27 protein-coding genes and 1 pseudogene are annotated in these 23,982 nt (G+C 70.1%); 19 read left to right on the top strand and 9 right to left on the bottom strand.

The genetic code is table 11. The features are described from left to right. Positions 1 to 18: 18 nt before the first annotated feature. The 6 genes and pseudogenes from ABZ863_RS01355 to ABZ863_RS01330 form a co-directional block, all read right to left on the bottom strand. A pseudogene (locus ABZ863_RS01355) lies at positions 19 to 657 on the bottom strand (maleylpyruvate isomerase family mycothiol-dependent enzyme); the annotation flags it as partial. Beyond that, complete coding sequence (locus ABZ863_RS01350) at positions 554 to 1,339, bottom strand: DedA family protein (protein ID WP_358529553.1); 786 nt, start codon at positions 1,337 to 1,339, stop codon at positions 554 to 556. The pseudogene ABZ863_RS01355 and the gene ABZ863_RS01350, both read right to left, overlap by 104 nt. Further along, positions 1,332 to 2,087, bottom strand: coding sequence for a lysophospholipid acyltransferase family protein (locus tag ABZ863_RS01345; protein WP_358529550.1), 756 nt, complete (start codon positions 2,085 to 2,087; stop codon positions 1,332 to 1,334). The genes ABZ863_RS01350 and ABZ863_RS01345 overlap by 8 nt, the downstream gene beginning before the upstream one ends. Then, positions 2,084 to 2,830 (bottom strand): GNAT family N-acyltransferase, encoded by a 747-nt coding sequence (locus tag ABZ863_RS01340; RefSeq protein WP_358529547.1) that lies wholly within the window; start codon positions 2,828 to 2,830, stop codon positions 2,084 to 2,086. Before ABZ863_RS01340 ends, ABZ863_RS01345 begins: the two co-directional genes overlap by 4 nt. Before the next feature lie 127 nt (positions 2,831 to 2,957). Then, entirely contained in the window at positions 2,958 to 3,776 is an 819-nt protein-coding gene (locus ABZ863_RS01335; protein WP_358529545.1) for a class I SAM-dependent methyltransferase, read from the bottom strand. Next, complete coding sequence (locus ABZ863_RS01330; RefSeq protein WP_358529543.1) at positions 3,755 to 4,258, bottom strand: DUF2505 domain-containing protein; 504 nt, start codon at positions 4,256 to 4,258, stop codon at positions 3,755 to 3,757. Before ABZ863_RS01330 ends, ABZ863_RS01335 begins: the two co-directional genes overlap by 22 nt. 25 nt (positions 4,259 to 4,283) lie before the next feature. Here ABZ863_RS01330 and ABZ863_RS01325 point away from each other — a divergent pair, with 25 nt between their 5' ends. Further along, the gene (locus ABZ863_RS01325; RefSeq protein WP_358529542.1) at positions 4,284 to 5,333 is read left to right on the top strand and encodes a UDP-N-acetylmuramate dehydrogenase; all 1,050 of its coding nucleotides are present in this window, start codon (positions 4,284 to 4,286) and stop codon (positions 5,331 to 5,333) included. A 4-nt stretch (positions 5,334 to 5,337) separates the two neighbouring features. Here ABZ863_RS01325 and ABZ863_RS01320 read toward each other — a convergent pair whose 3' ends face one another. After that, positions 5,338 to 6,069 (bottom strand): SDR family oxidoreductase, encoded by a 732-nt coding sequence (locus tag ABZ863_RS01320; RefSeq protein ID WP_358529540.1) that lies wholly within the window; start codon positions 6,067 to 6,069, stop codon positions 5,338 to 5,340. Positions 6,070 to 6,140: 71 nt separating this feature from the next. Between ABZ863_RS01320 and ABZ863_RS01315 the strand changes: the two genes are divergently transcribed. From ABZ863_RS01315 to ABZ863_RS01295, 5 genes are all read left to right on the top strand, one after another. Continuing rightward, the gene (locus ABZ863_RS01315) at positions 6,141 to 7,298 is read left to right on the top strand and encodes an Ig-like domain-containing protein (RefSeq protein WP_358529537.1); all 1,158 of its coding nucleotides are present in this window, start codon (positions 6,141 to 6,143) and stop codon (positions 7,296 to 7,298) included. Positions 7,299 to 7,311: 13 nt separating this feature from the next. Then, positions 7,312 to 8,160 carry an alpha/beta hydrolase gene (locus tag ABZ863_RS01310; protein WP_358529535.1) on the top strand — a complete coding sequence of 283 codons (849 nt, stop codon included), beginning with the start codon at positions 7,312 to 7,314 and terminating at the stop codon, positions 8,158 to 8,160. Next, on the top strand, positions 8,157 to 9,452 hold the full coding sequence (gene mshA, locus ABZ863_RS01305) for a D-inositol-3-phosphate glycosyltransferase (protein ID WP_358529532.1): 1,296 nt from the start codon (positions 8,157 to 8,159) through the stop codon (positions 9,450 to 9,452). Before ABZ863_RS01310 ends, mshA begins: the two co-directional genes overlap by 4 nt. After that, entirely contained in the window at positions 9,449 to 9,964 is a 516-nt protein-coding gene (locus ABZ863_RS01300) for a YbjN domain-containing protein (RefSeq protein ID WP_358529529.1), read from the top strand. The genes mshA and ABZ863_RS01300 overlap by 4 nt, the downstream gene beginning before the upstream one ends. Positions 9,965 to 10,387: 423 nt before the next feature. Beyond that, positions 10,388 to 11,137, top strand: coding sequence for a phosphoglyceromutase (locus ABZ863_RS01295; protein WP_358529527.1), 750 nt, complete (start codon positions 10,388 to 10,390; stop codon positions 11,135 to 11,137). 20 nt (positions 11,138 to 11,157) lie between these two features. Here the strand turns inward: ABZ863_RS01295 and ABZ863_RS01290 are convergent, their stop codons facing one another. After that, complete coding sequence (locus ABZ863_RS01290) at positions 11,158 to 11,793, bottom strand: DNA-binding response regulator (protein ID WP_358530465.1); 636 nt, start codon at positions 11,791 to 11,793, stop codon at positions 11,158 to 11,160. A gap of 72 nt (positions 11,794 to 11,865) precedes the next feature. On the opposite strand from ABZ863_RS01290, the gene ABZ863_RS01285 reads away from it, so the two are divergent. From ABZ863_RS01285 to ABZ863_RS01225, 13 genes are all read left to right on the top strand, one after another. Further along, a complete protein-coding gene (locus ABZ863_RS01285) occupies positions 11,866 to 12,714 on the top strand; it encodes an oxidoreductase (protein ID WP_358529525.1) in 849 nt (282 codons plus the stop codon). Between the two features lie 159 nt (positions 12,715 to 12,873). Then, on the top strand, positions 12,874 to 14,088 hold the full coding sequence (locus ABZ863_RS01280; protein WP_358529522.1) for an ATP-binding protein: 1,215 nt from the start codon (positions 12,874 to 12,876) through the stop codon (positions 14,086 to 14,088). Beyond that, on the top strand, positions 14,085 to 14,774 hold the full coding sequence (locus ABZ863_RS01275) for a response regulator transcription factor (RefSeq protein WP_358529520.1): 690 nt from the start codon (positions 14,085 to 14,087) through the stop codon (positions 14,772 to 14,774). The genes ABZ863_RS01280 and ABZ863_RS01275 overlap by 4 nt, the downstream gene beginning before the upstream one ends. A gap of 27 nt (positions 14,775 to 14,801) precedes the next feature. Beyond that, positions 14,802 to 15,773 (top strand): Ppx/GppA phosphatase family protein, encoded by a 972-nt coding sequence (locus ABZ863_RS01270; RefSeq protein ID WP_358529518.1) that lies wholly within the window; start codon positions 14,802 to 14,804, stop codon positions 15,771 to 15,773. A gap of 85 nt (positions 15,774 to 15,858) precedes the next feature. After that, on the top strand, positions 15,859 to 17,220 hold the full coding sequence (locus ABZ863_RS01265; RefSeq protein ID WP_358529515.1) for a hypothetical protein: 1,362 nt from the start codon (positions 15,859 to 15,861) through the stop codon (positions 17,218 to 17,220). Between the two features lie 24 nt (positions 17,221 to 17,244). Further along, on the top strand, positions 17,245 to 18,018 hold the full coding sequence (locus ABZ863_RS01260) for a sugar phosphate isomerase/epimerase family protein (RefSeq protein WP_358530462.1): 774 nt from the start codon (positions 17,245 to 17,247) through the stop codon (positions 18,016 to 18,018). Positions 18,019 to 18,081: 63 nt separating this feature from the next. After that, positions 18,082 to 18,405 carry a hypothetical protein gene (locus ABZ863_RS01255; protein ID WP_358529513.1) on the top strand — a complete coding sequence of 108 codons (324 nt, stop codon included), beginning with the start codon at positions 18,082 to 18,084 and terminating at the stop codon, positions 18,403 to 18,405. Continuing rightward, the gene (locus ABZ863_RS01250; protein WP_358529510.1) at positions 18,402 to 19,220 is read left to right on the top strand and encodes a thioesterase family protein; all 819 of its coding nucleotides are present in this window, start codon (positions 18,402 to 18,404) and stop codon (positions 19,218 to 19,220) included. The genes ABZ863_RS01255 and ABZ863_RS01250 overlap by 4 nt, the downstream gene beginning before the upstream one ends. Before the next feature lie 92 nt (positions 19,221 to 19,312). Continuing rightward, a complete protein-coding gene (proC, locus tag ABZ863_RS01245) occupies positions 19,313 to 20,125 on the top strand; it encodes a pyrroline-5-carboxylate reductase (RefSeq protein ID WP_358529508.1) in 813 nt (270 codons plus the stop codon). Between the two features lie 169 nt (positions 20,126 to 20,294). After that, complete coding sequence (locus ABZ863_RS01240) at positions 20,295 to 20,510, top strand: helix-turn-helix domain-containing protein (RefSeq protein WP_358529505.1); 216 nt, start codon at positions 20,295 to 20,297, stop codon at positions 20,508 to 20,510. Between the two features lie 114 nt (positions 20,511 to 20,624). Continuing rightward, on the top strand, positions 20,625 to 20,726 hold the full coding sequence (locus ABZ863_RS01235) for an AURKAIP1/COX24 domain-containing protein (RefSeq protein WP_005453035.1): 102 nt from the start codon (positions 20,625 to 20,627) through the stop codon (positions 20,724 to 20,726). Positions 20,727 to 20,898: 172 nt separating this feature from the next. After that, positions 20,899 to 21,933 (top strand): NAD-dependent epimerase/dehydratase family protein, encoded by a 1,035-nt coding sequence (locus ABZ863_RS01230; protein WP_358529502.1) that lies wholly within the window; start codon positions 20,899 to 20,901, stop codon positions 21,931 to 21,933. Further along, positions 21,930 to 22,910 carry a lysophospholipid acyltransferase family protein gene (locus tag ABZ863_RS01225; protein WP_358529499.1) on the top strand — a complete coding sequence of 327 codons (981 nt, stop codon included), beginning with the start codon at positions 21,930 to 21,932 and terminating at the stop codon, positions 22,908 to 22,910. Before ABZ863_RS01230 ends, ABZ863_RS01225 begins: the two co-directional genes overlap by 4 nt. 39 nt (positions 22,911 to 22,949) lie before the next feature. On the opposite strand, the gene ABZ863_RS01220 is transcribed toward ABZ863_RS01225, so the two are convergent. Next, positions 22,950 to 23,906: an HAD-IB family hydrolase gene (locus ABZ863_RS01220; protein WP_358529496.1), complete on the bottom strand. Its 957-nt coding sequence runs from the start codon at positions 23,904 to 23,906 to the stop codon at positions 22,950 to 22,952. Positions 23,907 to 23,982 lie beyond the last annotated feature (76 nt).

Genomic DNA, 23,982 nt, shown 5'->3' with positions numbered 1-23,982 from the left:
CCGCTCACGGGGTGGTGCTCAGGGCGGGCTGAGCGGTTCCAGCAGCGCGGTGTCGCCGCTGATCGCGGCGCTGCTCGGCCTACGCCAGAGCGCGCGGTACACCGCGTCGGCGCTGCCCTCCATGGTGAGGTCCGCCTCGAAGGGCTGCTCGTCGAACTGGGGCGCCGTGCCGGGCGCCAGCCGCACGGACCACAGCCTGCCGACGTCCTCGGCGTCCACGAGCACCGTGCCCTTCGTGCTGAACGCCGTCCAGTCCGTCGTCTTGCGGTACACGACCATGGTCAGCAGCTCGTCGATGCCGTCGGCGGCGAACTCGGGATCCAACGTCACCGTGTCGCCACCCGCCGCCAGCTCCGCGTCGATCCGGTGGATTGCGGCCTCGTGTGCCTGGCGCCGCGCCCAGGACCCGATGACGGGTGGGTAGGAGGCGAAGGGCAACCACGCCGGAGTGTCCGGATCGGTGTCGAACGTCGCGCGCAGGTGCGCCCGCTGCACGTCCCACCACGCGAGCAGCTCCGCCCACTCCTCCGGCGGGGCCGCCGCGCGAACGTGCTCACCGGTCGGGTCGGCCGCTGCCGCGATCACCCAGGAATGTACCCGGGCAATGTGCCGGACCAGCCGCTGGACTGTCCACTTGGGACATGAGGGCACCGTTGTGTTCGGTCCGGCCGCCACCGCGGCCGCTCGCAGACCGTCGCTGTGGGTTTCGATCGCCGCGACGAACCTCGCGTAGTCCACGGCGCGAGAGTAGCCGCCGCCCGAGCTCGACGCACGCGACAGCAAGCAATCCGACGGCAAAGGCCAGCAACATGCCCTTGACCGGCTCGCCGGCGAACTGTGTGGCACCGAGGTGGCCGATCGCCACCGCGTACACCGCCCATACGGTCGTGCCGATCGCGTCGAGCACGGCGAAGCGTCCCGCGGGGTACCGCAGGCTGCCGGTCGCCAGCGCGGAGGCGACGCGCCCGCCCGGCACGTAACGCCCGGCGACGATGAGCAGGGTGGCATGGCGGTCGAGCCTGTCCTTGGCCCACTCGTAGTGCCGCCTGCCCTTCTCGTTGCGCTGCAGCCGCCGCAGCGTGCGCGGCCCGGCCCTGCGTGCCAGCCAGTAGCCGAGCAGGTCACCGGCCAGCGCGCCCGTCGCGGCCACCACGGTGAGCAGTGTCAGCCCGGCCAGGTCACCGCCGAGCAGCACGGCCACGACCATCACCGTCGACTCGCTCGGCATGAACGGCAGCAGCGCGTCCAGGCCGGCGACAGCGAGCACAACAAGCCACAGCCAGGGCGAATCCAGCAGATCCGCCAGCACGGCTGTGAAGTTGTGCAGCAGCTCAGCCACGCGCAGGCTCCACGCCGAGCACGGCCTGCCTGGCCCGCGCGGCCAGCTCCCGCCGGTCGCCGACAGGCTCCAGTGCAGGCCAGGCGTGCACGCGCAGTGCCAGGTCCCGCGCGCGGGCGACCCTGCCCACCGAGCGGGCGAGGGTGTCCGTACCCACGTACGCCGCCACGGTGCTCGGTTCGCCGCGCTGCAGGTAGCTCAACGTCACCGGCCGCACCGGTGCGCCCGCATCCAGCGCGGCCTGGAACACCGCTCTCCGGAACGGCCCACCCGGCGCCGAACACCACGTCGTCGCCTCGGGGAACACGGCCACCGAGCGCCCCTGACGCAGTCGTGCGGCGAGGTCGGCGACGCTGCGTGGCAGCGAGCGCAGTGCCCATCGATCGACGAACAGGGTGTCCAGCCGCGTGGCCACCGTGCCCACCACCAGCCAGTGCGCCACTTCCCGCTTGGCGAGGAAACCGAGCCGTTCGATGACCAGCAGGCCCACGATGTCCAGCCAGGACACGTGGTTGGCCACGACGAGGGTGCCGGTCGCGCCAGGAACGCTCAGCCGCTCGACGTTGGTTTCGAGCGTGACGTCGAGCGCGCGGAAAACGGCCGCGGCGCGCTCACCTGGTGCGCCGCGCCCGGCGAGCGCCCCCGCGAGCTCCAGCCCCCGCCGTGCCGTCACGCCGGCAGGCACCGGGTCGAGCGCGTGGACGGCGCAGTCCGGTGCGCAGGGCGACTCCGCTCGGTAAGCGTTCACCGTGCGTCACCGAGGAAGTAACGCAGGTAGCGCTCGTCGAGGTGATCCAGCCGTAGCAGCACGAAGAAGTCGGCCACACCGAACGCCTCGTCGTGCGCGGGCGGGCCGCACACCCAGGCGCCGAGCCGCAGGTACCCGCGCAGCAGCGGCGGGACGTGGGCGTAGCTCGGCCGCTCGGCGTGGGATGGGCCCGACCAGGGCTGGTGCGGCTGAACCCGGTAGTTCGCGGGGGCGGCGTGCCGGGACTCGGCGAGCCGCCACGTGCTGATCGCGGCGCGCCCGCCGTCGGCAAGCGGCACCGAGGCGCAGCCGGCGAGGTAGCGATGCCCGGAAAGCAGCATGTAGCGGGCGAGTGCCGACCACATCAGGTTGATCACCGAGCCACCGCGGTGGTCAGGGTGCACACACGAGCGTCCGGCCTCGATCAGGGAACCGCGCAGGGGCGCGAGTGCGCTGACATCGAACTCGCCGGCCGAGTACAGACTGCGAGTGCGCCCCGGCGGCAGGAGCCGGTAGGTGCCGACCACCTCACCAGTCGGTTCGTGCGTGACGATCAGGTGGTCACAGACGGCGTCGAACTCGTCTGTGTCGAATTGGGTGCTGTCGAGCGCGCCGGGCAGCGCCGCGCCCAGCTCGTCACCGAACACCGCGGTCCGCAGGCGCTGCGCCGCGCGAACCTGAGCGGCATCGTGCGCGATCGAGGTGGAGTAGGCCTGCGTCGGTACCGTGGCAAGGGAGGGCATGGGATGTCTCCGATCATCGGCTCATGTCTTCGGGGGCGCCGAGTGGCCGCTCGGCGCCCCCACCTTGCCGACGATGACAGCCGGGGACGTATAGACACCACGACCTGAGAGCGATCTCAGGGACAACTCAGGGGCAGCCCCTACCGGGCCGAAGGCCGGGAGCCACGGAGTCCCACGGAACCGTCAGCTCGCCGAGCCGCCAGCGGTGCCGGCGACTGAGGACCGGCCAGCCACGTTCGGTGAGCAGCCGCACGGCTTCGGTCCACCGTGCCCGTGGGCCGAATGCGGCGAACGGTGCCGCGGTCGCCCAGCACGCGTCCAGCGACGAGAGCAACTCGTGCACGGCCTCACTCGGCACGTTGCGGTGGATCAGCGCCTTGGGTAGCCGTTCGGCCACAGTGGACGGACGGTCGAGAGTGTCCGCCTTGCAGGACAACGTCAGTGTGCGCGGCCCGTCGTGTGTCACGGTGACCCAGGAGCAGAGCCTGCCGATCTCGTCGCAGGTGCCCTCCACGAGCAGCCCGCCGGGAGCGAGGCTGCCCAGCATCGCCTCCCACGCCGGCAGCACGTCCTGTTCGGCGTACTGCCGCAGGACGTTGAACGCGCGCACCAGAACCGGCCGCGTGCCTGCCAGTTCGAAACCGCCCTGGCGGAAGTCGAGCCGGGGCGGGTCCGCTGCTGGTGCGGCGGCGGCGACGCGTTCCGGGTCGAGCTCCAGCCCCAGCACCCGCACGTCGGGGAAAGCGGTGGCGAGCCGCCGCGCCAGCTCCACCGTGGTCACCGGTGAGGCCCCGTATCCGAGATCGACGACCAGCGGCGCGACAGCAGCCGACAACACCCGCGCGACACCCTGGTCGGCGGTGAGCCAGCGGTCGATCCTGCGTAGGCGGTTCGGATTGGTGGTGCCGCGCGTCGGCGCGCCGATCAGCGTTCGCGCGCGAGCCACTTCGCCGTGAACTGGGCCTCCGCGTCGAGTAGACCCGTGACCTGCTCGGCAATGAAGCCTTCGAGCTTCCCGCCGACGAAGGGGATGCGGACGGTGACCTCGCCCTGGGTGCGCTGGACGCTGTGGTCGGCGCTATCGGGGCTCAGCTCGGTGCGTGCCGTGATCTCCCCTGGCACCCCGCTGACCTGCGCCCTGATGGTGCCCGTGTAGCGCTCGCCCGCGGCGGACCAGGTGTGCTCCCTGCGCACGGTCAGATCGCCCTTGTGCAGCGCGCGAATCGCCTGCGGGAGCTTCTCCGCCGGTACACCCTGCAGCAGGGTGTACCGGACACCGTCGGCCGTCACGGCGTGATCCTGCAGCGTGGCGTTCTTGCCGCCGATCCCGGCAAGGCGCGCACGCAGCGCGTCCGTATCCGACTGGGCGGCGAACACGTCGGCAACGCTGTGCGCGAACGTCGCACGGTGCTCGATACGGGATGCCATGCCAGGGACAGTACCGTTGCCGGTTGTGAGCACTGCGGAAACGCCCACCCAGCACGCCCTGCGCGGGTACACGACGCTGCGGCTCGGTGGCCCGGCGCACCGGTTCCTGATCGCCGACACCACGGACGAGCTGGTGACCACTGTTCGTGAGCTGGACGCCGCGGGTGAGCCGGTGCTGCTGCTGGGGGGCGGCTCGAACCTCGTCGTCGCAGACGCAGGATTCACGGGCACCGTCGTCCGTATCGCCACCACCGGCTGGGACGGCGCGACCGTCGCCGCGGGGCAGGACTGGGACGAGTTCGTCGGCGCGACCGTCGACGCCGGTATCGGCGGACTGGAGTGCCTGTCGGGCATCCCCGGTTCGGCGGGTGCGACCCCCATCCAGAACGTCGGCGCGTACGGCTGCGAGATCAGCGAGCTGCTGCACTCGATCGACTTCTACGACCGGGCGAGCGGTGAGGTCCGCACGATTCCCGCCTCCGGGCTGGGTTTCGGCTACCGGACCAGCGTGCTGAAGGGCACCGAGGCCGGCGTAGTGCTGCGTGTCCGGTTCAGCCTCTACGACGACGGGCTGTCCGCGCCGATCCGCTACGCCGAGCTCGCCCGCACCCTCGGCGTCGAGGCCGGCACCCGCGTGCCCGCCGCCGCGGCCAGGGAAGCGGTGCTGGCGCTGCGTCGTGGGAAGGGCATGGTGCTCGACGCCGCCGACCACGACACGTGGAGCGCAGGCTCGTTCTTCACCAACCCGATCGTCGCCGCGGCCGAGGTACCCGGCGTGCTGGCGCGAATCGCCGATGGTGTCGGCGCCGACGTGCCGGTGCCGCAGTACCCGGCCGACGGTGGGGTGAAGCTGTCCGCCGCGTGGCTCATCGAGCGTGCCGGTTTCGCCAAGGGGCACGCCGGTCCCGGGGGGCGCGTCAGCCTGTCCACCAAGCACACGCTCGCGCTGACCAACCGCGGCTCCGCGAGCACAGCGGACCTCCTCGCACTGGCACGCGAGGTCCGCGACGGCGTTCACGCCCGTTTCGGCGTGACCCTCCATCCCGAACCACTGCTGATCAACTGCGCACTGTGAACGGTCACTCCCGGTACACCCGGGAGCCGTTCAGCTGGGCACGCGGCTTGAGGACGATCTGGTCGAGGTTCACGTGCGCCGGCCGGGTCGCGGCGAAGGCGATCACCTCGGCGACGTCGTCGGCGGTCAGCGGCTGCAGGCCCGCGTAGACCTTCTCCGCACGCGTGGAGTCGCCGGCGAACCGGTTGACCGAGAAGTCCGTCTCCACCATGCCCGGCGCGACCTCGGTGAGCCGCACCGGGTCGCCGAGGTGTTCCGAGCGCAGTGTCCGGTGCAGTGCCGACTGCGCGTGCTTGGCCGAGGTGTATCCGGCGCCGCCGTCGTAGACCTCGTGTCCCGCGATCGAGGTGACCGTGATGATGTGCCCGTCACCGGAGGCGATCAGCTTGGGCAGCAGGGCCTTGGTCATCCGTAGGGTGCCGAGGACGTTGGTCTCCCACATCCACCGCCAGTGCTCCTCGTCGGCGTCCTCGACCCGCTCCAGACCACGGGCGCCACCGGCGTTGTTGACCAACAGCTGGCATTCCGCGATCCGGTCGGTGAAGGAGGCAACGGAATCGGCGTCTGTGACGTCCAGTTGATGCGCGACTCCGGACAGCTCTTCGGCCAGTGGCCGCAGCCGGTCGAGACGTCGCGCGCCGAGTACGACGTGGAAGCCTGCCTTGGCGAGCGCTCTGGCAGTGGCCGCGCCGATGCCGGCGCTCGCTCCAGTGATGACTGCGGTACGCGTGCTCATAGCTGCATGCTGCCAGGTAACGTGGGACAGCTCGCGTGTGGATTCCGCGGCGGGGTACAGGAGGTTGACAGGTGATCGAACGGCGCACGGTCCTCAGAGTCGCCGCGGTGGCGGGCTCCGCGGGTCTGCTCGCTGCCTGCTCCGAACGCACGGGCGGCACGGCCGACGTGGATCCGGTCAGCGTTCCGCCGAAGGCACGGATCACCGTCGACCCCGTCGTCGAGGCCGCGGACGTCCCCGTCCTGAAGCCCGTCACGGTCTCGGTGACCGACGGCGCCCTCACCGAGGTGCAGCTCACCAATGCCGAGGGCACGGCGGTCGCCGGCCAGCTCAACGCGGACAAGACGGTCTGGACCAGCTCCGAGCCGCTCGGCTACGGCAAGACCTACACCTACGCCGCGAAGGCCAAGGGCAGCGATGACAAGGTCGCCGAGCTCGGCGGCAGCTTCGCGACGGTGACGCCGGCGCGCGAGGTGCGGGCCACGCTCAACCCGGTCGACCACGCCGAGGTCGGGGTGGCCATGCCGATCAGCGTGAAGTTCGCCGAGGCGGTCAGTGACCGCACGGCCGTGCAGCGTGCGCTGAGCGTCGAGACGTCCACCGAGGTGGAGGGCTCATGGGCGTGGCTGTCCGATCGGCAGGTCGACTGGCGGCCCAGGGAGTACTGGCCGGCGAACACCGAGGTCAGCGTCACCGCCAAGCTGTACGGGGTGCACTACGGCGGAGGCGCGTACGGCCGCGCCGACGTCACGACGACGTTCCTGATCGGCCGTAACCAGGTCGTCAAGGTGCACACCCCGGAGCACCGGATGCGGGTGTACCGCGACGGCGCCGAGGTGGCCAACTACCCATGCAGCAACGGCCGGGACAACGACCCGGAGCTCAACACGCCCAACGGCACCGTGATCGTCATGACCAGGGAACCGACCGCGATCTTCGACAATGCGCGCTACGGCTACACCAACATCAAGAAGAAGTGGTGTTGCCGGATCTCCAACCACGGCGAGTTCATCCACGAGAACGAGGACAACCGCGCCAACATCGGCAAGGACAACACCTCGCACGGCTGCGTCAACCTGCTCGAAGCCGATGCCAAGGCCTACTTCGACTCGGCGCTGATCGGCGACCCGGTCGAGGTCACCGGCTCGAAGGCGAACTTCCCGACGAGCTCGGATGTCATGGACTGGCTGCTGGACTGGGACACCTGGAAGTCCATGTCGGCACTGTAGGACGGCCAGCTGAATGAGGACCGAAGTCGTCGGCGCCGGTGGCGTCCGGATCGGGGTGCGTGTCGAGGGGAACGAGACCGCGCCGCCGATCGTGTTCGTCCACGGCTGGGCCCAGTCGGCGCGGGTATGGGACCACCAGTTCGCCGATGCCGGCCTGCGCAACCGGTTCCGCCTCGTCGCGCTGGACCTACGCGGGCACGGCGTGTCCGACGTACCCGGCGGCGGCTACGACGATCCGTTGGTGTGGGCCGGCGATCTGGCATCCGTGCTGGGCATCGCAGGGGAACCCGCGATCGTCGTCGGCTGGTCCTACGGCGGGCTGGTGATCGCCGACTACGTCCGCGTGCACGGCACCGCGGGGCTCGCCGGCATCGTGCTGGTGAGTGCGATCACCGAGATCGGCCGCGGACACCCTGGCGGCCGGGTAGGCCCCGCAATGCATGCCGCGCTGCCCGCCGCGCTCTCCGCTGACCTCGCCGTTGCGCTGCCCGCGCTCACCGAGTTCTGCGCGGCGATGGCGACGCGGGAGGTGCCGGGGCCACTCGCGCAGGCGTTGCTCGGGACCTGCCTCGAAGTCCCGCCACAGGTACGTGCGGCCCTGTTCCGGCGGGACGTCGACAGCGCGCGGGTGCTGGCCGGTATCGACGTGCCCACGCTGGTGGTGCACGGCACGGAGGACGCGGTCGTCGACCTCAGCGCCGGTGCGTACGCGGCCGGGAAGATTCCGGGGGCGGATACGCGTTGGTTACCGGGGGTAGGGCATTTACCGTTCATCGAGGCTGCGGGGGAGTTCAACGCGACCTTGGGTCGGTTCGCCGACGATCGGCCGGCCGGCGCCGGCGACAGAAAGGTGATTCGGTGACGATCTCCTGGCACCGGTCGGCTACCCAGCCGCACCGGGTAGCGGTGTTGTCCGTGCACACCTCGCCGTTGGAGCAACCCGGCACCGGAGACGCCGGTGGCATGAACGTCTACATCTCGCAGACCGCGATGGAGATGGCCCGCCGCGGCGTGCTGGTGGAGGTGTTCACCCGCGCCACTTCCTCCGAGCAGCCACCGGTCGTCGAGCTGGCGCCGGGCGTGCTGGTACGGCACGTCCAGGCCGGCCCCTTCGAACCGCTGGAACGCCATGAACTGCCTGCGCAGCTGTGCGCGTTCACCTCGGGCGTGCTGCGTACGGAGGCCTTCCACGAACCCGGTTACTACGACCTCATCCACTCCCACTACTGGCTGTCCGGCCAGGTCGGCTGGCTCGCCCGCGATCGCTGGGGCGTGCCACTGGTCCACACGGCGCACACACTGGCCAAGGTCAAGAACGCCGCGCTGGCCGAGGGTGACGCGCCGGAGCCGCGTACCCGCGTGATCGGTGAGGAGCAGGTCGTCGCCGAGGCAGACCGGCTCGTGGTGAACACCGACGTGGAGGCGGGCCAGCTCGTCGAGCTGTACGGCGCGAACCCGGACACCGTCCGCAAGGTGTCACCGGGCGTCGACCTGCAGCGGTTTCAACCCGGCTCGCGTGCTGCCGCCAGGGCTGCGCTCGGCCTGCCTGCCGACGCGGTCGTGCTGGCTTTCGCTGGCCGGATCCAGCCGTTGAAGGCGCCCGACGTGCTGCTGCGCGCTGCCGCCGTGCTGCTGCGCAGGGATCCGGCGCTGCGCGACCGGCTGGTGGTGCTGGTGGCGGGCGGGCCGTCGGGCACCGGGCTGGAGCAGCCGCAGGCGTTGCGCGAGCTGGCGGTGTCGCTGGGCATCGCCGACCTGACCCGGTTCGTGCCGCCGCAGGCCGGTGCCGCGCTGGTGAACGTCTACCGGGCCGCCGATGTGGTGGCGGTACCCAGCTACAACGAGTCGTTCGGTCTGGTGGCGCTGGAGGCGCAGGCGTGCGGCACGCCGGTGGTCGCCGCGGAGGTCGGCGGGTTGCCGGTTGCGGTGAGCCACGGGGTGTCGGGACTGCTCGTGCCATCGCACCGGGCGGAGGACTGGGCGGCGGCGCTCGATCTCGTCGCGCTGAGCCCTGGCAGGCATGCCGAGCTGGCGGCAGGCGCCCTGCGGCACGCGAGCCGGTTCTCCTGGCAGCGCACCACCGATGTGTTGCTGGGCGCCTACGCCGAGGCCACGAGCGCCTTCCGCGAGGCAGCGCTGGAGGTGGCGGTGTGAGCATCGACGCGGTGATCTCCGGGGCACTCGACGCCGCGGAGCTGACCTACGAACGCAAGGGCGAGGGCGCCTATTTCGTCACCTTGCCAGGGGTGCGGAAGCTGCAGACCAACTGCTGGCTCGTGGCGCGTGAGCACTCGTTCGCCGTGGAGGCGTTCGTGTGCCGTCGCCCTGACGAGGCGCACGAGGAGGTCTACCGGTTCCTGCTTCGCCGCAACGCCAAGCTGTACGGGGTGCACTACACGATCGACGCCGCGGGCGACATCTACCTCGTCGGCCGGTTCGGTCTGGACACCGTCACCGAGGCCGAGCTGGACAAGCTGCTCGGGCAGGTGCTCGAAGCCGCCGACGGCGACTTCAACACGTTGCTGGAGCTCGGGTTCGCCGGGTCGATCCGGCGGGAATGGGACTGGCGGGTCTCCCGCGGTGAGTCGCTGGCGAACCTGCAGGCCTTCCAACACCTGATCCAGCCGTCCACTCCGCATCAGCCGGGTTCGCTGACCGGCGACTGAGCGACGAGGTGTCGCGGAGCGGCTCGAGGGAGGGGGGAGTCGCGAACTCGAGCCGCCCCGCTGACGTCCCCGCCGCATGGACCCGGTGGCGAGGGGGGTGCCAACGGGGCCGGCGGGTCGCAGCTCGGCAGGGGGGAGACGAGCTGCGTCTGTGCCCGCGAGCGACCGGGGAGTGCGTGGTTCCGGCCGCGCGGGTTGGTAGTCAACTTGTCAGACTCGGGTCTGTAATCACAAGACTACTGACTACCCCAATCGGGTGAAATTGTAGGCAATCGTTGACGCACCGCGACATCGTTAACCCTGTCGAAATGTTCATGGCTGAACCGCAAGCATTCGAGTGAATGGCGCGATCTCCGCTGAGACACTGTGAGTAGAACCCGGTCAGGGGGACTCGGCGGCGGGCATTCTGGCAGGCTGAACGCCATGGCCGAACTTGGGACTTTGGTGCTGCTGCGACACGGGCAGAGCACGTGGAACGCGGAAAATCTGTTCACGGGCTGGGTCGACGTCCCGCTGTCCGAACAGGGCGAGGTCGAGGCGCGCCGTGGTGGTGAGCTGCTCGCCGAGTCGGGGCTGCTGCCCGACGTCGTGCACACGTCGCTGCTGCGGCGGGCGATCTCGACGGCGAACATCGCCCTCGACGTCGCCGACCGGCACTGGATCGACGTCCGCCGCGACTGGCGGCTCAACGAGCGGCACTACGGGGCGCTGCAGGGCAAGGACAAGAAGCAGACCCTGGAGGAGTTCGGCGAGGAGCAGTTCATGCTCTGGCGTCGCTCGTACGACACCCCGCCGCCGCCCATCGAGGCGGGCACCGAGTACAGCCAGGACGGTGACGCGCGGTACGCGGATCTCGGCGCCGGGATGCCGACGACCGAATGCCTCAAGGACGTGGTCGCGCGGCTGCTGCCGTACTGGGAGTCCGCGATCGTGCCCGACCTGCGGGCAGGCAGGACGGTACTGGTCGCCGCACACGGCAACTCGCTGCGGGCACTGGTCAAGCACCTCGACGGCATCTCCGACGAGGCGATCGTCGGCCTGAACATCCCCACCGGCATCCCGCTGCGCTACGACCTCGACGCCGACCTGAAGCCCACGAACCCCGGCGGCACCTACCTCGACCCGGAAGCCGCTAAGGAGGCTGCTGCCGCGGTCGCCAACCAGGGGCGGTAAGGGTTCGCCCCCGCAATGTCTCAGACGAGGCCGAGTTCGCGGGCCCGGACGCCGGCCTGGAAGCGGGACGACGCACCAAGCGCGGCCATCAGCTCGGCGACCCTGCGGCGGTACGTGCGCACGCCGAGGCCGAGCGTGCGTGCCGCCGTTTCGTCCTTGCAGCCGGACGCCAGCATGTCCAGGATGCGCGGGACCAGCACACGCAGCTCGGCGAAGTCGGCGTCGTAGCCTGCCAGCGGCGTTGCTCCCCGCCAGGCCGCCTCGAACAGCGACAACACCCCCTCGACCACCTCGGGCCGGGTGAGCACGGTGTAGGTCCTTGCGCCGTCGTGTACGTCGCCGGCCAGGATCACCAGCCGACGGTCGACGATGATCGTCTCGTTGATCTCCTCGGCCGTGATGCGGATGTCGACACCCGTTGCGGCCAGCTCGCGTAGGTGCGCTGCGGCGGTGGGTTCGAGCAGCACACCCGGCCGGTAGATCTTGCGGACCCGTGCCGGTCGGTGCTGTTGCGGAGGCGGCGCGGCGTGTGACCTGGACGCGGCCCAGGTGTAAAGATCGTTGGCCGCGCATGCCACGTCCGCCGCCGTGACGAACAGGTGCGCCGTGCGTGCGAAGACCTCCTCCTCGCCCCGCACCAGCGCGACATCGCTCACAGTCACCTCACAAGTGTGGCAGGAAGCTGCCGATCGGGGACGCCGATCGCCCAGGCGGCCAACGCTGGTGTCATGACAGTGCACTCCACCAACACGACCAGCTGGCAGCTCGGCGACCACACCGTCAACCGGCTCGGCTACGGCGCAATGCGGCTGCCGATGCACCCCGGCGGCACGCCACGCGACCCCGAACAGTCCACGGCGTTGTTGCGTACCGCCGTCGAGCTGGGGGTGAACCACATCGACACCGCCGCGTTCTACGCCTCGCCCACGAGTAAGGCCAACGACCTGATCCGGCGGGCGCTGCGCCCCTACCCGGCGGACCTGGTGATCGCCACCAAGGTCGGGCCGAACGCCGACCTTTCGGGCGAGGCCGGCCCGGACGAGCTGCGTGAGCAGGTCGAGCAGAACCTGCGTGAGCTCGGTCGCGACCACCTCGACCTCGTGTACCTGCGCATCGGGGAGCACCTCGACCGGGGGAGGGGCACGCTGGCCGACCGCTTCGCGGTGCTCGCTCAGCTGCGGCAGGAGGGCCTCATCCGCCACCTTGGGATCTCCAACGTCGGCGCGGCGCACCTCGCCGAGGCGCAGGACATCGCTCCCGTGGTGAGCGTGCAGAACTGGTACGGCCTCGCCAAACGCGACGACGATGTCCTGCTCGACCTGTGCGCCGAGCAGGACATCGCTTTCGTGCCGTTCTTCTCCGTGCACGGTGGGGCGCCGACCGGCACGGTGGCCGATGTCGCTGCCGTGCACGGGGCGACCCCAGCGCAGATACTGGTGGCGTGGACCCTGCATCGGGCGCCGAACGTGCTTGCGATTCCGGGCACAGGAGATCCCGAGCATCTGCGACAGAATGTGGCCGCCGCGGAGATCCAACTGTCCGCCGGTGAACTCGACAAGCTCAACTCGATCGAATGAATCGAATGGGGTGAGTTTGCGGCGGGGTCGACGCAGTGTGAAGGAAATGTGAACTGAGTCTGACCCCGCGGCGAACAGGTGCCCCGCAGGTGTCACAGGCATCACGAGAACGCGGCCGGGACTAGGCCAATGGGCTACTTCGGTGCTTACCATGCCACCGTGACGGCGCCCGCTTCGTTTGCGCTGGCCACCGCCGCACTGGTGGTCGGCCTGACCGTCGGCTACCTCGTTGCCAGGGCACGGCGCCGATCCACGGTGCGCCGGCCAACGGGCACCACGCCGGCTGAGCTGCTCGAGCGTTTCGTCCGCTCGTCGAACAACGGTGTGCTCGTCCTCAACCGCTTCGGTGACCTGGTGCTTTACAACCGCAGGGCTGAGGTACTCGGCCTGATCCGGCTCAACCAGGCCGACGCCCGCGCCCGCAAAGCCGCCGAGCAGGTCATCCAAACGGGTGAAACGCTGGAGATCGATCTTGCCCCGCTCGCGGTGCGTGGGCGCCAGCCCGAGGCGGTGCTCGCCGAGGTCCGGCCGCTCGGCGACGGCTTCACCGTCGTCGAGGCGGTCGACCACTCCGAGGCCGTCCGGCTCGAGGCGACGCGGCGCGACTTCGTCGCCAACGTCAGTCACGAGCTCAAGACACCGGTCGGGGCCATCGCCCTGCTCGCCGAAGCCGTGCTCGACGCCGCCGACGACACCGTCGAGGTCCGCCGTTTCGGCGAGAAGATCCTGCGCGAGTCGACCCGCCTCGGCAAGCTCGTCACCGAGCTCATCGCGCTGTCCCGGTTGCAGGGCGCCGAGAAGCTGCCCGAGCTCAACGTCGTCGAGGTCGACGCCGTCGTCGGCGAAGCGCTCGGCCGCACGAGGCTCGCGGCCGAGTCCGCCGACATCACCGTCACCACCGATGGGCCGAGTGGGCTCCTCGTCGAGGGCGACCGCACGCTGCTCGTCACCGCGCTGACGAACCTGCTGGAGAACGCCGTCGCCTACTCCACGGCCGGGAGTCCGGTGTCGATCAGCAGGCGGGTCGTCGACGGCCTCGTCGAGATCGCCGTCACCGACCGCGGCATCGGCATCGCCGAGGACGAGCAGCAGCGCGTGTTCGAGCGGTTCTACCGCGCGGACAAGGCCCGCTCGCGCGCTACCGGCGGCACCGGTCTCGGCCTCGCGATCGTCAAGCACGTCGCCGCCAACCACGGTGGCGAGGTCCTGCTGTGGAGTAGCCAGGGGATCGGCTCCACCTTCACGCTGCGCATACCCGCGCATGTCGGTACCGAGGACCGGGCGGCAGCGTCCGAGCCGAGGCCGGAGCTGGAACCCGAACCGCTGGTCGTGACCGGGCCGGAGGGCACCGAACAGGGAGGAACAACGCTGTGACCAGGGTGCTGATCGTCGAGGACGAGGAATCGTTCGCCGACCCCCTCGCCTTCCTGCTGCGGAAGGAGGGGTTCACCGCCGCTGTGGCCACCGACGGGCAGCAGGCGCTCGACGAGTTCGACCGCAACGGTGCCGACATCGTCCTGCTCGACCTGATGCTGCCCGGCATGAGCGGCACCGACGTGTGCAAGCAGCTGCGCCAGCGCTCGGCGGTGCCGGTGATCATGGTGACAGCCAGGGACAGCGAGATCGACAAGGTCGTTGGCCTCGAGCTCGGCGCCGACGACTACGTCACCAAGCCGTACTCGGCGCGCGAGCTGATCGCCCGCATCCGGGCTGTGCTGCGGCGTGGCGGCGAGAACGGTACAGAGAGCGAGCTGTCCCCGCTCGTGCTGGCGGCGGGGCCGGTGCGGATGGACGTCGAGCGGCATGTCGTGACCGTCGACGGAGACGAGGTGTCGCTGCCGCTGAAGGAGTTCGACCTGCTCGAGTACCTGCTGCGTAACGTCGGCCGCGTGCTCACCCGTGGCCAGCTCATCGACCGGGTCTGGGGTGCCGACTACGTCGGCGACACCAAGACACTGGACGTGCACGTCAAGCGTTTGCGGTCCAAGATCGAACCGGACCCCGGCTCGCCCCGCCACCTCGTCACGGTGCGCGGTCTCGGCTACAAGTTCGAAAGCTAGGGCGCGGTCCAGGTACCGTAGGGTTTTGTGCGCCTAGGGGTACTCGACGTCGGGTCGAACACTGTCCACCTGCTGGTGGTGGACGCTCATCGTGGTGCCCACCCCACGCCGATGCATTCCGAGAAGACGGTCCTGCGGCTCGCCGAGCAGATCACCAAGGACGGCGAGCTGTCCAAAGACGGCGTATCCGCGCTGGTACGGGCTGTGCAGTCGGCGAAGGACGCCGCGAAACGGCTCGGCTGCGAGGAGCTCATGTCCCTCGTGACCTCGGCCGTGCGGGAGGCGACCAACGCGAGCAAGGTCCTCCAGAAGGTCGCCGAGGAGACCGGCGTCGAGCTGCGTGTGCTCAACGGGGACGACGAGGCGCGCCTGACCTTCCTCGCCGTCCGCCGCTGGTACGGCTGGTCGGCGGGCAAGCTGCTCGTCATCGACATCGGCGGTGGTTCGCTCGAGGTCGCGATGGGCATCGACGAGGAGCCCGAGCTGGCCGAGTCGCTGCCACTCGGAGCCGGGCGCATCACGCGTACCCGCTTCAGCCACGACCCACCTTCCCGTTCGGAGCTCGTGTCCACCACGGTGTGGCTGGAGGACCAGCTCGGCGACCTGGCGAAGAAGGTCGCCAAGCTCGGCCAGCCGGACCGGGTCGTGGCGACGTCCAAGACGTTCCGCTCGCTGGCGAGGCTCACGGGCGCTGCACCGTCGGCCGCGGGCCCGCGCGAGCACAGGGTGCTCACCGACACCGCGCTGCGTCAGCTGATCGCCTTCGTGTCCCGGATCTCCTCCCGCGACCTCGCCGAGCTCGAAGGCGTCGGCAGCAGCAGAGCGCACCAGCTGGCCGCCGGTGCCCTCGTGGCGCAGGCCACGATGCGCGCCTTGTCCGTCGAGCTTTTGGAAATATGCCCCTGGGCGCTGCGGGAAGGTGTGATTCTCCGACGGCTGGACCATTCGGACGGCGCGGACCAGACTGCAACGATGACCGGCCAGGCTCGGCACGCATGACGCCTGGGTTCACACTAGACGCCTGTCGACGACAGCGCGTGTGGATGAGACAAGCAGACAACGGGCGACGGGCACGGTGGAAAGGATGACGCGAGACAGCGACGGCGGGCGGCCGCAGAAGACGGTGGCCGAACTCCTCGCCGAGCATGGTGGACAGGTCGGCGGCGCACCGCGCCGCCGGCGGCGTCGTGCTGCCGACGATGACGACGGGCCGAGCATCACCGACACGGCGCCTCAGGCGATCATCGACCGCGTGCGGGCGGAAGGTCCTCCGCCGCCGGGGATGACAAGGCGTAACGGCGCGTCCGCACCGCCACCCGCGGAGCCGCAGGGCGACGCGCCGGTGCGGCCCCAGCCGCCACGTGCGGTGCCGCCGCCTCCCCAGGGCACCGGGGGCTACCTCCTGCCACCACCGGAGGAGGCGGTGCGACCACCGTTGCCGCCACCCGGTCGCAACGGCATGCCTCCGCCGCCAATGGACCCCCCGAGCCGGATGACGGCGACCCGGCGCGTACCGCCCGCGGTCCCGCAGCCCCCGGCCGACCCGGTTCCCGCGGACCCACCGGGCGGCACGCTGGCTGCCCGGCTGGACGGCCTCGACGGAACGCCCCCGGCGGAGAGCCCCGGGCCGCCGCTACCACCGGCCCCGCCCCCTGGCACCGGTGCGTTCCCGGTGCCGCCGCGCAGGCGCAGGCCACCGCGTGGCGCGCCGCCGCCACCGCCGGAGCCCAGCACCGAGCAGTTCGCCGCGGTGGAGGAGCCGCCGGCGGCGGCCTCCGTCGACGGCGTGCTGGCCCCGGACGAGCCGCCCGCCGGGCTCGCCGGCTGGCGCCGGCGCAAGCGTGACGTGCAGCTGGAGGACACCGAGGTCGGCGTGATGCCCGCCGTGCCGCCTCCACCCCAGCCGCTCCCGCCTGCGCGGCCGGACGACGACGATGAGGGCCCGCCGACCGGGTTCTACGTTCCCGAGTTCGATGCCGACGAAGATGCCGACGAAGCCGACCGAGCCGACCGGGCCTACCACGGTGGTGTCCTCGACGACGACCCGCTCGCCGATCCCGACGCGCAGCGCGGCGACTACGACGAGGACTACGGCGACGACGACAGCGACGGCGACGACTACGCCTACGACGACGAGGACGCCGAGGACCACGAACGGGACGACGAGGAGGCGGAGCCGCAGTCGCCTGCCAGGCAGTGGCTGGCGCTGGCAGGCCAGCTCGCCCTCGGTGTCGTCGGGGGTGCCGCCGTCTGGCTCGGGTTCAACTGGCTGTGGGTGCAGTTGCCGGCCGCGGCGCTGGTCGCCGCACTGGTCGTGACGGTCGGCCTGGTCTGGATCGTGCGTAAGGTGCGGCGGGCCGAGGACCTGCAGACCACGGTGCTCGCCCTGCTGGTGGGTCTCGTGGTCACCGTGTCGCCGGCCGCGATGTTGCTCGTCTCTCGGTAGCACGGTGTGACGATCCCGGTCGGGATGTCGACGGCGTCGGTGTGGCCGCAGCGCGCCAGCGCCGGCTTCGAGCTGGCCTCGACACTCGGCTACGACGGCGTCGAGGTCATGGTGTGGGCCGACCAGGAGAGTCAGAGCGTGCCCACACTGCGCAAACGCAGCCGGGAAACCGGTGTGCCGGTGCTGGCCGTGCACTCGCCGTCCCTGCTCATCACGCAGCGGGTGTGGTCGCCGGACCCGGTGGTGCGGCTGCGGCGTTCCGTGGAGGCCGCCATGGAGCTGGAAGCGAGCACGGTCGTGGTGCATCCGCCGTTTCGCTGGCAGCGCCGTTACGGCGACGCCTTCGCCGATCTGGTCGCCGAGCTGGAGGACAGCAGCGGCGTCCACATCGCGGTCGAGAACATGTTCAAGGTTCGCCCGCCCGGCGGGGGCCGCAACAGCCGGGTGTCGGCGTTCCGCCCCTCGATCGACCCGACTGACGTCGGTTATGCGCATTACACGCTCGATCTCTCGCACACCGCGGCCGCCGGGATGGATGCGCTCGCACTCGCCGAGCGGATGGGCGAGGGCCTGGCGCACGTCCACCTCGCCGACGGCACGGGTATCCCCAAGGACGAGCACCTCGCGCCGGGCCATGGCGGTCAACCCTGCGCTGAACTGCTGGAACGCCTTACACGCAGCCAGTTCGGCGGGCAGATCGTCCTCGAGGTGAACACGCGTACCGCCCGCAGTCCTGCGCAGCGGGCCAGAGTGCTGGGCGAGGCGTTGCTCTACACCCGACTGCACCTCGGCCAGTAACAAGATCAACTCGCGGTGCGGGCGAAGAGCAATTTCGGGGCTACGGGACGTATGGTTTGGACCGTGGAGCCGTTGCGTTCGCCGATTCTCGCTGCCGCGGGCCCGTGGCCGCTCGACGAGTCGTGCGCGCAGGGCCGGACCGGCTACGCCGACGCGAACATCCTGCTCGATGGGGACGGGTATCCGATGTTCGACACTCACGACCCGCGTGTGATCGGGTGCTGTACGGGGTCCGGGCTGCCGAGCGGCAGACCGGCGGCGGAAGGGGAGACCGTGCGCGAGTACGTGACGTGTGGCGAGCAGAGGCACGGCTACCTGAGAAGAAGATCAGCCGAACGGCTTGCCTGCACCGCGTTCTCCCCTCGAGCGCGGGTCAGCAGTTCGTGAGCACCGTCGACTACGAGCCCACGTCGTTCGGCGCGGCGTGCGCGCCGAGGACGCTGGGCGATGGGACGTTCACCGCCGACCTGCGTCACGAATGGTCCATCGGTGGTCACCCGCATGGGGGGTTCCTCGTCGCGCTGCTCGCCAAGGCCGGGGTGGCCGCGCTCGCCGAGCACGGTGAGCCGCCAGCCGATCCGATGATCGTCAGCGCCGAGTTCCTGCGGCCGCCCGCGATCGGGCCCGTCCTGCTGCGCACCGACATCCGCAAGATCGGCCGCAAGGCGACCGTCGTGGGTGTCGGCCTCGAGCAGCGCGGCCGCAGCTGTGTCGAGGCGCGGCTCACCGCCGGCAGGCTGCCGGTGCGGCGCCCGGTGTGGAACGACGCACCTCCGCTGCCTGCGGAGCCGCCGCCGGGCGCCGTGACGCTCTCCGGCGACACGCCGGAGGGCATGTTCCACCTCGCCAAGGGGTGCGATGTGCGGATCGATCCGGCTACGGCGGGCTACCTCGTCGGGCGTACCGGTGACCCGCCCAGGATGCGCCTGTGGGTCCGGCCCCGCGACGGCGAGCCGGATCCGTACTTCGCGTTGCTGGCCGGTGACATCAACCCGCCCGTCGTGTTCAACCTCGGCCGCTTCGGCTGGGCGCCGACGGCTCAGCTCACCGCGCTCGTGCGGGCCAGGCCCTCGCCCGGCTGGCTGCGGGTGCAGGTGGAGAGCCGGTCGATCCAGGAGGGCTGGTTCGACTCCGACGCCGTCGTGGTCGATGCCCAGGGCCGCATCATCTGCCAGGCACGCCAACTCGCTCTCGCCCCCTAACTAGGAATGTTTCGAAGTGGCTAAAGCGGCTGCCGCCGCTTCTGAAACACCTCCTGGCTCCCCTGGCAGAGCCGCGGCTTAGGGTCGGCGCTATGGGAACTGTCGCGGTACTCGGTGCTGGGAAGATCGGCGAGGCCTTGCTGTCGGGCCTGCTGCACGGCGGCCGCAGCGCCGGTGAGCTGCTGTTCACCGAACGGCATCCGGAGCGCGCAACCGAGCTGACCGAGCGTTACGGCATCGCGGGCGTGGAGGTCGCCGAGGCGGCGAAGCGGGCGGACGTCCTCATCGTGGCCGTCAAGCCACAGGACATCGATCCGCTGCTCGACGAGCTCGCGCCGCTGGTCGGCTCCAGCACCCTCATCGTCTCGCTGTGTGCGGGGTTGCCGACCGCGCTGTACGAGCGGCGGCTACCTGACGGCATGCCCGTGGTGCGTGTCATGCCGAACACCCCGATGGTGGTCAACGAGGCGATGAGCGCCGTCTCTCCCGGCCGCTACGCCACCGCCGAGCACGTCCGCACCGTCGCCGAGCTGCTCTCCAGCGTCGGCAAGGTCGTCGAGGTTCCCGAGTCGCAGCAGGACGCGGTCACCGCGCTGTCCGGATCCGGGCCCGCGTACTTCTTCTTCCTGGTCGAGGCGATGATCGACGCCGGGATCCTGCTGGGGTTGCCGCGTGCGGTCGCCGAGCAGCTCATCGTCCAGTCCGCGGTGGGCGCGGCGAAGATGCTCGCGGAGAGCGCCGAGCACCCGGTGATCCTGCGCGAGGCGGTCACCTCGCCCGCGGGGACCACGATCAACGCGATCCGGGAGCTGGAGAAGCACGGCGTGCGTGCCGCGCTGCTGGACGCGATCGAGGCGGCACGTGACCGTTCGGTCGAACTCGGTAAGGCGCACGAGGACCGCTGAGGCAGGTTGCCGTCACGGACCGTGTTGGCAAATTGCCATGATTGGGCCTGACGGCCGTCGCAGGAGTCCCACCAGTCCCGCTACCCTCGGTATGAGCACGTGCGTGTCGGTACCGCCCGGTGGGGAAGCCGAGCGGCACGACACGTGTTAAGGACACGGTGAATGACCTATGCCGCCGAACAGGAAAGAGGACGTGCCGGGACCCCGGCAGGTCCAGTTCTTGACGGTCGCCGAGGTGGCGTCGCTGATGCGGGTCTCCAAGATGACCGTCTACCGTCTGGTGCACTCAGGTGAGCTGCCGGCCGTACGCGTCGGCAAGTCTTTCCGGGTACCGGAGAAGGCCGTGCACGACTACCTGGACAACGCGTACTTCGAGGTTGGTTAGCGTTCATCGGTAGTCGCGAGCCCGGAAGCAGGGCGCTGCACCGCCCCAGGTAACCTGATAGGCCGTTTCGTGTGCTTGCCCCACGCGATGTCGACCGAACGTGAAGGAGCACCTGTGGGCTCGGTGATCAAGAAGCGCCGCAAGCGTATGTCCAAGAAGAAGCACCGCAAGCTGCTTCGCCGCACTCGGGTGCAGCGTCGCAAGCAGGGCAAGTAAACGCGGGAAGTCCACCCGGCGCGGGTGGCATCAGTTGGCTGACACGCGTAACACCGTCCGGTAGATGGCCGGTTAATAGCGTGTAAGCGACGGTTCCGTAACCCTTTCGGCAGGTAGCATTCGGAAGCGCCGCGTCTGTCGAGAAGGCCACGTCGTTCCGCCAGGGGGTCTCATGCCGCCCACAGTCGTCCTCGTCACGGGGGTCGCCGGCGAGCTGGGCAGCAGGCTTCTGACCAGGCTGGGCAACAATCCGGACCTGGAACGCGTAATCGGCGTGGACACGTCGCCACCGCGTCCGGACATCCTGCGCCGCATCGGGCGCGCGGAGTTCGTTCGCGCCGACATCCGTAACCCGTTGATCGCCAAGGTCATCGGCTCCGCGAAGGTGGACACGGTCGTGCATGCCGCGACGACGTGCCACCCCGCGGGGCCTGGCAGGCGCTCGGCGATCAAGGAAGTCAACGTCATCGGCACGATGCGGCTGCTCGCGGCCTGCCAGCGCTCGCCGCTGGTGCGCAAGCTCGTCGTGAAGTCGACGACGGCCGTGTACGGCGCGAGTTCGCGCTCGCCCGCGGTGTTCACCGAGAACTCCGAGCTCATCCCGGCATCGTTCGAGGGCTATGCCAAGGACGCGGTCGAGATGGAGGGCTACGTCCGCGGGCTCGCCCGGCGCCGCCCCGACATCACCGTCACCATGGGACGGTTCGCCAACCTCATCGGACCCGATGTGGACACGGTGCTGTCGCGTTATTTCGCGTTGCCGATGGTGCCGACTGTGCTCGGCTACGACGCACGCCTGCAGCTGTTGCACGCCTCCGACGCACTCGCCGTACTCGAGGGCGCGACCCTGAACGACAAGCCAGGTGTGTTCAACGTCGCCGCCGACGGCGTGCTGACCCTGTCACAGGCGATCCGCCGTGCCGGGCGGGTCGAGGTGCCGATGCCCCGCGCGCTGATGCCCTCGATCGGCAAGGTGCTGCGCGGCGCGCGCGTGGTCGACTTCTCCGCGGACCAGGTGCGGTTGCTGAACTTCGGCAGGGTCGTCGACAACAGCAAACTCAAGCAGACCTTTGGCTACACGCCCCGGTGGACCACCCGTGAGGCGTTCGACGACTACATCATGGGCCGGGGATTGCGCCCGGTCGTCGACAACGAGCGCCTCGCCGAGCTGGCCACCGCAGTGGGCGGTTGGAGGGTGAAGCAGTGACAACCGGCTCTTCGGCGCAGGTGATCCAGCTGCACCGCACCAGGGACGAGACGGCAGCGCGAGAGCAGTCCGCGGCACGGGAACGCGACGCCCCCGTGGTGGCCTTCCCGGGTACCGCCACGGCGGAACAGCAGGACCCACCGAGTGACCCGGTCCATCGGTTCGTCTCGTTCGTGCGGCACCGGCTGACCGGTGACTACACGGTCGACGAGTTCGGCTTCGACGCCGAGTTCACCGACACACTGGTGCTGCCGCCGGTCCGGCTGCTGTACGAGAAGTGGTTCCGCGTCAAGACCTACGGTGTGGAGAACCTGCCGCTCGACGGTGGCGCCCTGCTGGTGGCCAACCACTCGGGTGTGCTGCCGATCGACTCGATCATGACGGCGTTCGCCGTCCACGAGAAACACCCGCGGCACCGGCATCTGCGGATGCTCGGCGCCGACCTGGTGTTCAAGGCCCCACTGCTGTCCACGCTTGCTCGCCGATCGGGGCAGACGCTGGCCTGTCATCCCGACGCCGAGCGGTTGCTGCGGGCAGGCGAGCTCGTCGGGGTGTGGCCAGAGGGCTTCAAGGGCACCGGCAAGCCGTTCTCCGCGCGGTACAAGCTGCAGCGCTTCGGTCGCGGCGGGTTCGTGTCGGCGGCGCTACGTGCCGGTGTGCCGATCATCCCGGTGTCGATCGTCGGCGCGGAGGAGATCTACCCGAAGCTGGCCGACATCAAGCCGCTCGCCCGCCTGCTGGGCCTGCCGTACTTCCCGGTCACGCCGTTCTTCCCGCTGTTCGGCCTGCTGGGCGCCATCCCGCTGCCGACGAAGTGGCACATCGAGTTCGGCGAGCCGATTCAGGTGGATCCCCTCGACCCCGAGGCCGAGGAGGACCCGATGCAGGTCTTCAGCCTCACCGATCAGGTCAGGGAAGCCATTCAGCAGATGCTGTACCGCCGTCTCTCCCAGCGCCGCAGCATCTTCCTCGACTGAGGTTCCCCAAGGTCGCCTTGGGTGACTTTCAGGGGCCCTTCAGGCGGCTCGGCGGCGGTAGGCGATACCGGCGGCGACGGCTCCGGCGACCGCGCCGGCACCCAGCACGGACGGCACGCCGATCCTGGCTGCCTTGCGTCCGGTTCGGAAGTCGCGGATCTCCCAGCCGCGGGCCCTGGCGACATCGCGCAGGCCGGCATCCGGGTTGACGGCCACCGCCGTGCCGACCACCGACAGCATCGGTATGTCGTTCTGTGAGTCCGAGTACGCCGTGCAGCGGCGCAGGTTCAGCCCCTCGCGGGCCGCGAGTGCGCGCACGGCGTGCGCCTTCGCCCTGCCGTGCAGCAGGTCGCCGACCAACCGGCCGGTGTAGACGCCGTCGTTGCTTTCCGCCACGGTGCCGAGCGCGCCGGTGAGTCCGAGCCGCCGGGCGATGATGGCCGCGAGCTCGACGGGCGTCGCGGTGACCAGCCACACCCGCTGGCCCGCATCGAGGTGCATCTGCGCCAGCGCGCGGGTACCCGTCCAGATCTTGTCGGCCATCAGCTCGTCGTAGATCTCCTCGCCGACGGCCACCATCTCGTCGACGGTTCGACCGGCCACAAAGGACAGTGCTTGCTCGCGGCTGGACTGTATTCCCTGTTTGTCCTCGCGGCCGACGACGCGGAACTTCACCTGTTGCCAGGCGAAGCCGGCCAGGTCAGAGGTCGTGAAGTACTTGCGGGAGGCCAGTCCACGGGCGAAGTGGAAGATGGAGGCGCCCATCATCATCGTGTTGTCGACGTCGAAGAACGCCGCAGCCGTGAGGTCTGGTGGTGCGGGCGGCGGCGGGGCCTCGGCACCGTCCGCAGGGGCGACGGCGTCGATTGTGGCGACCTGTGCCGCTTCCATCGCGACGGCAGCCTCGGCCGAGGCTTCGCCGGCTAGCGCGGCGAGCCGTTCACGTTCCCGCCCTTTACCGCGGGCCCGCCACAGTGACACGCACACCGCCTCCACCTGTTGAGTCCGCTCCGGGTGCTGTGCACAGAGTAGCGAGGATACAACTCCTACCGGTGACTATCCGATGCTGAGT

This window comes from Saccharomonospora sp. NPDC046836, assembly GCF_040645195.1.
Lineage (GTDB): Bacteria > Actinomycetota > Actinomycetes > Mycobacteriales > Pseudonocardiaceae > Prauserella_A.
This window is presented reverse-complemented; position numbering and strand designations above follow the sequence as displayed.